The 12,882-nt window shown below is 50.2% G+C and carries 11 protein-coding genes; all 11 read left to right on the forward strand.

Annotated features, from left to right (window positions below):
- Positions 1–3: 3 nt before the first annotated feature.
- The 11 genes from UR504_RS13675 (at position 4) to UR504_RS13725 (ending at position 12,882) form a co-directional block, all read left to right on the forward strand.
- A complete protein-coding gene (locus UR504_RS13675; protein WP_320739795.1) occupies positions 4–1,728 on the forward strand; it encodes an OmpA family protein in 1,725 nt (574 codons plus the stop codon).
- Between the two features lie 4 nt (positions 1,729–1,732).
- A complete protein-coding gene (hcp, locus tag UR504_RS13680) occupies positions 1,733–2,224 on the forward strand; it encodes a type VI secretion system effector Hcp (RefSeq protein ID WP_023325816.1) in 492 nt (163 codons plus the stop codon).
- A gap of 158 nt (positions 2,225–2,382) precedes the next feature.
- Positions 2,383–5,022, forward strand: a complete 2,640-nt coding sequence (gene tssH, locus UR504_RS13685) for a type VI secretion system ATPase TssH (protein ID WP_302235985.1) — start codon at positions 2,383–2,385, stop codon at positions 5,020–5,022.
- Positions 5,015–5,569 (forward strand): type IV secretion protein Rhs, encoded by a 555-nt coding sequence (locus UR504_RS13690; protein ID WP_302235982.1) that lies wholly within the window; start codon positions 5,015–5,017, stop codon positions 5,567–5,569. The genes tssH and UR504_RS13690 overlap by 8 nt, the downstream gene beginning before the upstream one ends.
- Complete coding sequence (locus tag UR504_RS13695) at positions 5,563–6,030, forward strand: putative T6SS immunity periplasmic lipoprotein (protein WP_302235979.1); 468 nt, start codon at positions 5,563–5,565, stop codon at positions 6,028–6,030. The genes UR504_RS13690 and UR504_RS13695 overlap by 7 nt, the downstream gene beginning before the upstream one ends.
- A gap of 371 nt (positions 6,031–6,401) precedes the next feature.
- Entirely contained in the window at positions 6,402–8,939 is a 2,538-nt protein-coding gene (locus UR504_RS13700; protein WP_302235977.1) for a DUF2345 domain-containing protein, read from the forward strand.
- Between the two features lie 2 nt (positions 8,940–8,941).
- Positions 8,942–10,525 carry a T6SS phospholipase effector Tle1-like catalytic domain-containing protein gene (locus tag UR504_RS13705; RefSeq protein ID WP_302235976.1) on the forward strand — a complete coding sequence of 528 codons (1,584 nt, stop codon included), beginning with the start codon at positions 8,942–8,944 and terminating at the stop codon, positions 10,523–10,525.
- The gene (locus UR504_RS13710; RefSeq protein WP_320739798.1) at positions 10,522–11,169 is read left to right on the forward strand and encodes a DUF2931 family protein; all 648 of its coding nucleotides are present in this window, start codon (positions 10,522–10,524) and stop codon (positions 11,167–11,169) included. The genes UR504_RS13705 and UR504_RS13710 overlap by 4 nt, the downstream gene beginning before the upstream one ends.
- A gap of 97 nt (positions 11,170–11,266) precedes the next feature.
- Positions 11,267–11,914: a DUF2931 family protein gene (locus UR504_RS13715; protein WP_302235971.1), complete on the forward strand. Its 648-nt coding sequence runs from the start codon at positions 11,267–11,269 to the stop codon at positions 11,912–11,914.
- Positions 11,915–11,993: 79 nt separating this feature from the next.
- Positions 11,994–12,560 (forward strand): tetratricopeptide repeat protein, encoded by a 567-nt coding sequence (locus UR504_RS13720; protein ID WP_211438326.1) that lies wholly within the window; start codon positions 11,994–11,996, stop codon positions 12,558–12,560.
- A gap of 55 nt (positions 12,561–12,615) precedes the next feature.
- Positions 12,616–12,882, forward strand: coding sequence for a PAAR domain-containing protein (locus tag UR504_RS13725; RefSeq protein WP_211438325.1), 267 nt, complete (start codon positions 12,616–12,618; stop codon positions 12,880–12,882).

Below are 12,882 nucleotides of genomic sequence, written 5' to 3' on the forward strand. Positions count from 1 at the left end.
GCGATGCGGGATGCGTACCGAAGTCTGTTAACTGCCCTGGGTGCTGTACTGGCGCTATGGCTCATTCTGGGATTCTGGCCACTGTCCTTGGGCAGCCGTGTGGCACTCAGTCTGCTGGTTGTGCTGGTTTCCGGGATGATGCTCTGGCGTCAGCGCCGGGCTTCTCAGGCACGGGCGACCGCTGTCCGGGAAATTGTGGATGAAAATCTGCCGCCGGAAGATTTTCAGGGTGCGGTGATCCTTGTTTGTGGCGACAACTGCCCACTGTTTGTGTCCGGCTCCCGTAACCGGGAAACCCGACAGGGCTGGTATCTGTGGGTGAAGAATGCGGAGCAGTTGCCACTCCTGGCACAACACCTGAGCCTGGTGCGTCCGGCTCAGGTGCCGCAAATCTCCGTCATGCTGGCGGTGGTACCTGAACAGCACACCTCCGGCGATGATTTTATCCAGCATCTTCGGGGCTGGCAGCGTGCTGTCGTCCGGTGCCGTGCGGCATTTGGCACTATCCCCCCGCTGTGGACCGTGACCTGGGTATCTCCTCCTGCGGCCTGTGCAGAGGCTGAGCCCGTCTGGTTTACCACGGTAAGCCCGCGAAGCGGTATACAGGTGTATCAGCCCGGTCAGGGTAATGTGTCACTGACGGATTGGCCTCTGGAAATTGGAACGGACGGGCGTCTTTCGCGTTTGAGCCATGGCTTGTGGCTGGACAGTCTGCTTGCCTGGCAAAACAGCGCGGTGAATGACCTGCTGTCGGTACGGCGGGGGGAGTTACCGGTGATGTCGCCCTGCGTGCAGGGTATGTGCATGGTGCCGGTGAATGGTATCGCGGGCAATCTCTGGCAACAACACGTCACTTCCGTGACGGCGCTGCCACCGGATGCCTTTGTGAGCACCGAGCCACTGCCGCTGCCTGAACTGCTGCTGCCGGCGTTGCCGCGCCGACGTGGCGTGAGCCGCAGGATGGTGTTCTGGCGTTATGCCGGATTACTGTGCGGGATTTTTCTCGCGCTGGCGATGCTGGCGTCCTGGATGAACAACCAGCTCCTCATTCGTAACGTTGGCGATCACCTTGCGTTATATCACCAGCTGACGGGTCAGCCTGTTGCCCCGAAACTGCGTGCGCAGCAGCGCCTGCGGGCCGATGGCGCATTGCTGGACGACTGGCAACGTCGCGGGGAGCCACTGCGTTATCGCCTGGGTCTGTATCAGGGACTGCGACTGATTCCGCCCGTTGAGGCCGCAGTCAGTGACTGGGCACCTCCGCCACCGCCGCCTCCGGTCATTAAGAAAATTATTCAGGGTCCGAAAACCATTCGTCTCGACAGCATGTCGCTGTTCGATTCGGGTAAATCGGCGCTAAAAGCCGGTTCGATCAAAAGGCTGGTGAATTCTCTGGTCGGCGTGAAGGCGAAGCCGGGCTGGCTGATTGTCGTGTCAGGGCATACCGATAACACCGGCAATCCGCAACTTAACCAGACGCTGTCTCTGAAACGCGCCGAAGCGGTACGCGGCTGGATGCGGGATACCGGCGACGTACCCGAAAGCTGTTTTGCGGTGCAGGGCTATGGCGAAAGCCGCCCTGTCGCAACCAACGACACCCCGGAAGGGCGTGCGCTTAACCGCCGTGTCGAAATTAGTCTGGTACCGCAGGCGAACGCCTGTCAGATACCCGGCAAACACCCGGCGTCATCGCAGGATGATGGCGCTTCACTACACAATGGAGAGTAATTCCATGGCAATTCCTGTTTATCTTTGGCTGAAGGACGACGGCGGCGCGGACATCAAAGGGTCTGTTGACGTTCAGGATCGTGAAGGCAGCATTGAAGTGGTCGCTCAGGAACATAATCTGTACATCCCGACCGACAACAACACCGGCAAGCTGACCGGTACCCGTATCCATACCCCGTTCCTGTTCACCAAGGAAATCGATTCCTCCAGCCCGTACCTGTACAAGGCGGTGACCACCGGTCAGACCCTGAAATCCGCTGAATTCAAGTGGTACAAAATCAACGACGCGGGCCAGGAAGTGGAGTACTTCAACACCAAACTGGAAAACGTGAAGGTAGTGAAAGTGAATCCTGAAATGTATGACATCAAGGATCCTTCGAAAGAGAAGCACAACCACCTTGAACGCGTTGAACTGCGTTACGAAAAAATCACCTGGACCTACAAAGACGGCAACATCATTCATTCCGATTCCTGGAACGAACGCGCCACGGCGTAATCCTGATGCGGGCAGGTTTTCCTGTCCGCAGTTTTTTGCTGAGTGCCTGAGATGCGGGCACTCAGCAAAGAAAAAACAATCTGCCTGCCTGACCTTATGCGCTTTGGTGAACAGCGAGGGGCGGTAGCGTGTCCAGGAACCGACAAAGAGAGAATCTCATGGAAAATCCAGCCATCCTGTTACGTCGTCTGAACCCTTACTGTGCCCGAGCGATGGAAGGCGCAGCTTCGCTTTGTCAGACCCGTGCCCATGCCGAAATTCTGCCGGAGCACTGGCTGCTGAAGCTGCTGGAGCAGGGGGAAGGTGACCTGACGGTGCTGGCACGCCGCTACGAGTGGGATATGGATGGCATCTGGCAGGATCTGCTCGGCTGGCTCGACAGACAACCTCGCTCCGTGCGCCATCGGCCCCAGCTCTCTGATGACATCCAGACTCTGATGCAGCAAGCCTGGCTACTGGCCTCACTCAATGGTGAAGAGCACATTCGCAGCGTCCATCTGCTGATGGCCCTGGTGGAAAAACCGAAACTGGCACGTTGTGACGGCCTTTGGCCGTTGTTAACGCTTGCTCAAAGCCAGCTGGAGCGCCTGCGACCGTTGCTGGATGCGCAATCGGATGAGCGTCCGGAAATGCAGCGCGAAGCCGAGCTGGCACAGAACCACGGTGGTGAGGTGGAGTTTGTCGGGCGTCCGGCTGGCGTGGAAATGAAAGAGGGGGAGCTGAGCCCTGCGCTGCAGAACACGCTTGATAAATTCACCCTCGATGTCACCGCCAAAGCGAAGGAAGGGAAGATCGATCCGGTGTTTGGCCGCGACACAGAAATCCGTCAGATGGTGGATATCCTCTCTCGTCGCCGCAAAAACAACCCGATTCTGGTCGGCGAGCCGGGCGTGGGGAAAACCGCACTGGTTGAAGGCCTGGCATTGCGTATTGCCGAGGGTAATGTGCCTGAATCCCTGAAAGCGGTCACTCTGCGTACCCTTGACCTGGGCCTGCTGCAGGCCGGTGCAGGCGTGAAAGGCGAGTTCGAACAGCGGCTGAAAAACGTCATTGATGCGGTGCAGCAATCCCCGTCCCCGGTCCTCCTATTTATTGATGAAGCGCATACCATCATCGGCGCGGGCAACCAGGCAGGGGGCGCCGATGCAGCGAACCTGCTGAAACCGGCGTTGGCGCGTGGCGAACTGCGTACCATTGCGGCCACTACTTGGAGCGAGTACAAGCAGTACTTCGAACGCGACGCGGCCCTGGAGCGTCGTTTCCAGATGGTAAAAGTCGATGAGCCTGACGACGACACCGCCTGCCTGATGCTCCGTGGTCTGAAATCCCGTTACGCCGAGCACCATAACGTGCACATTACCGACGATGCGGTGCGCGCTGCTGTTACGCTTTCCCGTCGCTACCTCACGGGCCGCCAGTTGCCGGATAAGGCGGTTGATCTGCTCGACACCGCCGCAGCGTGCGTCCGCATGAGCCTCGACACGGTACCGGAACAGCTGACCTGCATTCGCTCGCAGATTACCTCTCTTGAAATGGAGAAGCAGGCGCTGCTGGAAGATATTGCTGTCGGCAATCAGAGCCATGGTGAACGCCTGACCGTCATTGAGCAGGAAGAGAACGCTCTTATCGTTGCTCTCGACGAGCTTGAAACGCAGTACGGGCAGGAATTGAAACTCACCGAACAACTGCTGGAAAGCCGCCAGGATATCTCCCGTCAGAGCGAGACGCACATGCTGCAGCAGGAACTGAACGGCATGCAGCACAGCAACCCACTGCTCTCTCTGGATGTGGATGTACGCACCGTTGCCAACGTGATTGCTGACTGGACAGGCGTTCCGCTGTCATCGCTGATGAAAGATGAGCAGACCGAACTGCTGATCCTGGAAAATGAAATGGGTAAACGTGTGGTCGGGCAGGATGTGGCGCTCGAGGCCATCGCCCAGCGTCTGCGTGCGGCAAAAACGGGTCTCACCTCAGAGAATGGCCCGCAGGGCGTATTCCTGCTGGTGGGACCGAGCGGCGTGGGGAAAACCGAAACCGCGCTTGCGCTGGCCGATGTCATGTACGGCGGTGAGAAGTCACTCATTACGATTAACCTCTCAGAATACCAGGAGCCGCATACGGTTTCCCAACTGAAGGGCTCCCCTCCGGGTTACGTCGGTTATGGCCAGGGAGGGATCCTGACCGAAGCCGTGCGCAAGCGCCCGTATAGTGTGGTTTTGCTCGATGAAGTCGAAAAAGCCCACCGTGACGTGATGAACCTGTTCTATCAGGTCTTTGATCGCGGCTTTATGCGCGACGGCGAAGGGCGTGAAATCGACTTCCGCAACACCGTCATTCTGATGACCTCGAATCTCGGCAGCGACCACCTGATGCAGCTGCTTGACGAGCAGCCGGAGGCCAGCGAAGGCGATCTTCACGAGCTGCTGCGTCCGATACTGCGCGATCACTTCCAGCCGGCGCTGCTGGCCCGCTTCCAGACGGTGATATATCGCCCGCTGGCGGAAGCGGCGATGCGAACCATCGTGGAGATGAAGCTGTCACAGGTCAGTAAGCGGCTGAACCGACACTACGGCCTGCTGACGCATATTGAAGAGAGCCTGTATGACGCTCTGACCGCCGCCTGCCTGCTGCCGGATACTGGTGCGAGGAATGTTGACAGTCTGCTGAATCAGCAGATTCTGCCGGTGCTGAGTCAGCAGTTGCTGAGCCATATGGCGGCGAAGCAGAAACTACACTCCCTGACTCTGGGATGGAGTGAGGAAGAGGGCATAGGGCTGGAGTTTACACATGGCTGATGAAACGCAGGATGGGTTCAGAATCAAAGAGGGTGGTGTCAGACTACTCACGGCGGGGGAAATACAGCTGGCGCAATCCGTTTTTTTATCCACCATTGATTATTCGAAAGTATGGATACACAGAGAAAGTTATCTCCCTTTCAATTTACAGGATAACAATATGGCGATGACCCCGAACGGGGAGATCTATTTTCGTGATCTATATTTCGATGATTTCTCACAGACAACCGACAGTCTTCAGCATCTTTTCATCCATGAAATAAGTCATGTCTGGCAGCGTGGAAAAGGAATGAATGTGATCTTCAGAGGGCTGGTGAGCTGGATGGTGAGTTACCGTTATACCCTTGATGGTCGTCTCTTAAGCGAATATCCGATGGAGCAGCAGGCGCAGATTATTGCAGATAATTTTGTTTTACAGACTTTTGGGTATGAAATCTGGAGTCATCTTGAAAATAAAAGATATCCCGATATTACGCTCGATGGGGATACTTCTGAGTCGGTGATACGTGAGGGATATAAAAATGCTTTGAGGGGCTTTCCATGGTGAGACGTAACTATTTTATTAAGCTTAACTCTTTGTTGTTAGCGTTTTTTTGTCTTCCAATCCTGACGGGATGCCCTGGACCAGGTGACAGATTTCGTTTTGATGAAACTGCACAGGTGAGTAAAAAGGGTGATAATGTTTGCGTGAATATTGATAATGCACAAGATTATCAGCCAGTAGATATGGGTATCAATCTGCGAGGGACGCCTTCAATGGAGAAAGATTTTAATTTTTCCCCCGGCCTTAAGATTATTGAAGGTGAATTATGTATTCCTCCATCTTATTTTAATTTTAAAGATGGTGGCAAGTATATAGTTGAGTTTGTACTTCATTCAACACTTGATGATAAAGAAGCGAGAAGCTTTGTTGTTGGTGTCGGTATTAATAATAATCAAGTGTATAATTTCCCTTTGACAGATCGCGAATTCGCAAGGCCGTATGGTTCAATTAAGGCTCCAGAGTAGCAAGTCTAATAAGTGTCCGTATTTATAATTCTTTTGTAAATATATAGCTTAATCTTTTGTTTCCTGACGTTGGGGTGGCTAGTAGATTGAAATTTTCATCTTATTTCTGTTTTTTTCGTTGGTGTTCTATTTCTACCTGAAGCTTTTATTTACACGTTTGTTAAGCGTTTTATTCCCATCAGTGGTAATGGGGAAAATGCGATGGACAACTTTGAAATGACCGTGTTGCTGGTTAAAGCCCTCATGTGTGCTGTCGGGGCTGGAGCCGTAATCACTCTTTTTCGTACGCGCTGAGTACCCCTGATTAAACCTGTTACTTACCCGTTGGCATTAAAGTCATGAACAGCAGGTTATCCCATGGAGTCAAAATCATGAGTCTGACAGATACACTGAAGAACACCCTGGCTGCGCTAACTGAAGGCGGGCTGAACCGCTATCGTCTGGATATTCCGTCCTGCACAGCCTTACTGGATGTGGAAACTTTCAGCGGTAAGGAGTTTATGAGTGAGATTTATTACTACCAGGTTATCTTTACCAGCAGCGATCAAAATATCAGTTCAGCGCAACTGCTGACTAAGCCTGCCACGCTGACCATGGGGACCGGGCCTCTGATGGGGCTGACCGGGGAGAAAGTGGTGCATGGTGTGGTGACGCATTTTAAGCGTATCAGTGGCTCACGTGACCAGGCGACGTACCAGATTATTATTGAGCCGTTCCTGTCTTTGCTGCGCAATCAATTCCGTACCCACCGCTTTTTTGTTAATAAGTCAGTACCGGAAGTTGTCACTGAAGTATTGCAGGAGCATGGCCTGAAAGGTTGGGAGTATGAGTTCACCCTCAAAGCTGACTATCCGAAGCGTGAACAGATTAACCAGTACAAGGAAAACGATCTCGCGTTCATTGAGCGTCTGCTGGCTGAAGTGGGGATTTTCTACTTCTTTACCCTGCAACCCGACACCCAGACTGAGGTGGTGCATTTTGCAGACAAGCAGAGTGTATGGACGTTCGGTAAGTCGCTGCCACTAAGCAGTCCATCGGGCATGAGTGATAATGCAGCGGACTCGGTATGGGGGGTTCACGTCCGACAGAACGTAGTCGAGCGCTCTGTCACCGCCAGTGATTACAACCACCGTGAAGCCCAGAACATCCTGACTTCTGTACCGGCAGACATGACGAGGGGTGATGGTGAAGGTCTGACCTACGGTGATGTGTATCACTACCTGCCACGTCATCTTGAACGCGGCGACAAAATCACCCCCGCAGCAGAAACCGGCAACTTCTGGGCACGCCTGGAGCATGAGCGTTTCCTGTCCGGGCAGACGACTATCAGCGGCTGTAGTAATTATGCCCTGCTTTCTCCGGCCCAGGTGCTGACCATCAGTGAACGTGTGGTACCGCCGACACTGCCGTCAGAAACGGACAACGGTATTATTATTACCCGCACGGGCTATATAGCCAGTCGTAAAGATGCCCTGATAGTGATGTGGGAGGGGATGCCATATTACGAGAACCGATGCTGGCGACCTGCCGCTAAAAAGCGCCCGGTGGTCAGCGGCACCCTGATGGCGCGCGTGACCAGCGCCAAAGATAACGACATCTACGCCTGGCAGGATGCATCCGGCATGTACCGGGTGAAGTTTGATGCTGACCGCGATGATAAGCGTCAGGGCCAGGAAAGTATGCCGGTGCGTTTTGCTAAACCCTACGGCGGCGACAAGTATGGCTTTCACTTCCCGCTGATACAGGGAACTGAGGTTGCCATTGCGTTCCATGAAGGTGACCCCGACCGTCCATACATTGCTCATGCCCTCCACGACTCCCGCCACGTTGACCATGTCACTGAGGCCAACAGTACGCGCAATGTTGTCCGCACAGCTGGCCTGAACAAGCTTCGGATGGAGGACAAGCGCGGCGAAGAGCACGTCAAGCTCAGTACGGAGTATGGCGGCAAAACCCAACTCAATTTAGGTCACAATGTAGACGCTTCCAGGAAGCTTCGTGGCGAAGGTGCGGAGTTACGCACCGATAAATGGGTGGCCGTTCGTGGCGGAGCCGGTGTATTCATTAGTGCGGACAAACAACCATTCGCCAGTGACAAAATGCTTTCCATGAAAGAGGCTGTGGCACAGCTTGAAAATGCGTTAAGTATCGCCAGAAGCCTTTCCGATGCGGCAGAAAGTGCTCAGGCGTATCCGGCGGATATCCAGAGCCAGAAAATGCTGACGGATGCACTGACGGAACTGGCACAGCCGGGGATGGTATTGAATGCACCGCAAGGCGTTAGCATCAGCAGCCCGGAAGGTGTACGCATTTCCTCGGGAAGTGCCAGCGTGGGGATCGTCACGCAAAATAATGCAGACATCAGCGCTATGAAGCGTTTCACGGTTGCGGCAGGTGAAGCTATCAGTATGCTGGCCCGTCAGGCGGGTATGAAGCTGTTTGCTGCGAAGGGGAAAGTCGAAATTCAGGCACAGGATGACGCACTGGACGCTTTCGCCAAGAAAGATATTACGGTAACGAGTGCCGAAGGCAAAATTGAAATTACAGCAGCAACGGAACTGGTCGTTAACTGTGGTGGGGCCTATATCAAGTTAAGTGGCGGGAATATTGAGTTGGGTTGTCCTGGAAATATTCTTCTGAAATGTGCCAATGCTCAGAAAATGGGAGCAGCTTCGCTGAACATGCCAGCCCCTGAATTTCCGAAAGGTTATGGTGGTGTTTACTCTCTGACTGACGAAGAAGGGAAAATCATCCCTCAGACTGAATATAAAGTGACGACAGCTGACGGGCAGGTGTTTCATGGCATTTCAGATGATAATGGCAAAACACTGCCGATTTATACCACAATGCCCGGCAAATTAAAAGTTGAGATCCTTGGAACCGGCAATTCAACAACAGGGAGTGAATAAGTATGAGTGATTACCATGCGTGGGAAGCCAGTGATTGCGAGCATTTCACTGATGTTAATATTTCCGAGAAAACAGTTGTCTGCAAACGAAAACCCGTCCCGGGGATAACCATCACGATCGGGATGTTTTTTGATGGTACAGGGAATAATGCGTTTAATACCCAGAATCGCATCCTGGAGTCCTGCTCTCATCTTGACGTTGGAATGAAGCCTGAAGACACTGAAGCCTGTGCTAAAAAACTGGGAAAAAAAATTGATAATGCAGGGAGTTATATTGGTTATTATTCAAATATTCACTGGCTCAATACACTTTATGCTACCAATGATGAAGTAATTGAAGGGAAATTAGATTATCAACGCGCTATCTATGTACAGGGGATCGGTACCGATAAGGGGAATAGTGATAGCACGATAAGTATGGGGACGGGCGGTTGGTTTTATGGTGTGGTTGATAAATCTGATGAAGGCGTTGGTCAAATTGCTGAACAGATTTCACAATTTCTGGCTCTTAACCAAGGGATAAATTTTGCAATCGAAAAAATTCAGTTCGATGTTTTTGGATTTAGTCGCGGAGCGGCAGCAGCTCGCCACTTTGTTAACCGTGTAAGAAACAACGATAAAGCCATACAGCAGGCCATAACGAAAGGGCTTGGTGGTCGAAATCAGCATGGGAAACCTGCAGGTGAAACCCGCTTTCTGGGGTTATTTGATACCGTGTGCGCGGTAGGTACAGTAAGTAATCTATTTGATGTTCATAGTGGTGTGAACCCCGGCGTTGAGCTGGACCTGCCTCCAGATATTGCACAGAAAGTCTTTCAGATTACGGCAATGCATGAGTGCCGCTACAACTTTAGCCTGAACAGCATCAAGGAATCGTGGCCGGAACTGGCTCTGCCGGGAGCACATTCCGATATCGGCGGTGGCTATAATCCGAAGGAAAAGGAATATCTTTTTCTGACTCAGCCCCAAAACGAAACTGTCAGTGAAAGTATTCCTTCTGAAGTGACTGATATCTACCGGCGTTCAGCGGCTGAAATACCTGACTTAAAGAGCCTGCCAGCGTTAAGTGCGATAATTCTGAGCGGTGAAGTAAAGACAGAAACCTGGTACGACTATCTTGTTAACGAGGATAAAAAACGTGGTGGCATCACACAAAAGCGTGTTGGGGCGGCAGTCACTATTGAGAGGGTAGTAACTAACGACTGGAGCAAAGTTAGTTTACGGGTGATGCTGGATGCGGCTCAGGAGTCTGGAGGCTTATTTAATGAGATCCTCCCCAAGGATGAGAATTTCTCTTTACCGCCTGAGCTCGAAGCTTTGTGTCAAAAAGCAATTGACCAGGGTAGGGCTGCGAGAAATGGTGGTGTGCCGACGCCTTTTATCTCACCAGAATTACAGTTAATTGGCAAATATATTCACTGTTCCGCTCACTGGAACCCTGTGGTTGTAAAAGATGTCTGGCTGGACGGGGATAAAGTGAAATCCATCTACGGGGCAGTGAAATCATCTGATTTGTTTTTTTATATCAATCGTCCAAATCCGGGTTGGCTTCGAGCTGTCTGGAATATGCAGGGAGGTAAATCATGAAATCAATTGCCAGAATTATCTCGATCTTATTTTTTTTTGGCTCTGTTAGTGTCTGCGCTAGTGAAAAATCTAACAGATTCAAAAATCCCTGGGACAAGTGGTATTTCGCTTTTACCACACCAAAAGCTTTACCAGCACAGGTTACATTGTTAAAACTGTTGGATGTTGATGGTTATGCATCGACATATCGGACTATCGATCAGCCACAAGGGATCAGTGTAGATAAATGGAGTGAACGTAACTCTGCGGGGAACACCCAGTTTAATAAAGCCGACAGATTGCCACAGATAATGATATTTTGTTGGGACTCAATCATTGATAAAAAGGTTTATCAGTCCACTTTATTCTTTACTCAGGATACTTGGAATAAGATGACCACCCCTTATCCTGATGTCTTAGAACCTGGAAAAAATGCATATCGGCAAACGATGTTAATAGGATTAGCGCCGGAAGGAAAAGTACGGGTCTGGTTGAGACAATATGGCCATTCGGATATCCCATTAAATGATACAAAAATAACGACAGTTTCCGGTAAAGACCTTGATATGTGTAAAGGGGTAACGGGAAGTGATTTTTCCTATGGGTATAGTAATACAACCAAAGAGTTCATCAAGGGTAAAAAATATCCTTATGGTTCATGGTGAATAATCGCATTTCAAAGACGGAGTTGTGTTCAATACTCTTTATTCATATGAACCTTTGCTCAGTTTAAGTTGCTTAGAATATGCAGAGAAGTAAACCATGAAATCAAATGCCAGAATTATCTCGATCTTATTTCTTTTGGGCTCTGTTAGTGCCTGTGCTAGTGAACAACCCAATAGTCTTAAAATCCCTTGGGACAAATGGTACTTTGTCTTTACTACCCCAAAAGCTTTGCCAGCACAGGTTACACTGTTGAAGTTGTTAGATGTTGATGGATATGCATCGACATATCGGACTATCGATCAGCCGCGTGGAATCAGTGTCGGAAAATGGAGTGATAGGAACTCCGCGGGGAGTACGCAGTTTAACAAAGCCGATAGATTGCCTAAGATAATGATTTTTTGCTGGGACTCGATTATTGATAGAAAAACATATCAATCAACTTTATTTTTCTCTCAGAATACATGGGATAAAATGATCACTCCTTATCCTGATGTATTAGAGCCTGGGAAGAATGCATATCGACAAACGATGTTAATAGGATTGGCGCCGGAAGGAAAAGTACGGGTCTGGTTGAGGCAATATGGCCATTCGGACATCTCACTGAATGATACAAAAATAACGACTGTTTCAGGCAAAAACCTCGATATGTGCAAAGGAGTGACAGGGCACCCTAATGGGTATGTTTACTATGGAGATACTCCTGATTTTATCAAAGATAAGACATACCCTTATGGTAATTGGTAATCGTAGTAAATAGTAATTTGTAATGATGAGCATCATTAACCATTAATGATCTATCATGCTTTTGTGGAGGGTGCTTTTTATGAAACCATTTTACGTATTAATGTTGTTTTTTATCTCCGCTTTGTGTTTTTCTGAAACTATCACTATAGACCCAACATCAACTACAAAAGCAGACGATGCAAATTCAATGGCTAATGTTTATCGTTTGGGCATGGGTGTTCCTAAGGATATGAAAAAAGCATTTGAACTCTATCAGGTTGCTGCTGAACTGGGAAATACGGATGCTCAGGTCGATTTAGGTGACATGTATTATTCTGGTGAAGAAACCCCTCAGAGTTACGAAAAGGCCAATTATTGGTATGAGAAGGCTGCGAAAAACAACAACGCTAAAGCTCAGATGTATTTAGGTTACGCATATCTTAATGGTAAGGGCGTCGCTGTGGATTATGCTAAGGCCAAAAATTTTCTTGAACTTGCCGTTAAACAAGGCGAACCTTCAGCCATGAATCATTTGGGAACGATGTACTTTGATGGTAAAGGGGTAACTAAAGATCAAAATAAGGCTATTCCGCTATTCCAAAAAAGTTGCTCTGCAGGTGATTCTAATGCGTGTGATAAGTTAAAAGAAATTAAAACTGAGAAGTAATGCTTTTACCCGCATAAAGAGATACATATGCAGAAATCAAAAAATGGAGTTTCGTATGTCTAAAGGCTTTGTATTAATTGGTGATAACACTACGCACGGGGGGCAGGTCATTTCCGCCTCATCATCAATGGTAGTTAATGGTAAAAAGGTTGCTCTCGTGGGCGATAAAGTCAGCTGCCCAAAAGAGGGGCATGGCATTAATGCCATTATTGAAGGTTCGCCTGAATGGACTTCTGATGGTAAAGCTGTCGTTGTGGATGGTTGCCACTGTGAGTGTGGTTGTCAGGTGATCTCCAGTGCACCGGATTGTGTAATAGGATAA

It is taken from the genome of Enterobacter sp. 241F3 (genome assembly GCF_034106785.1).
Classification (GTDB): Bacteria; Pseudomonadota; Gammaproteobacteria; order Enterobacterales; family Enterobacteriaceae; genus Enterobacter; species Enterobacter vonholyi.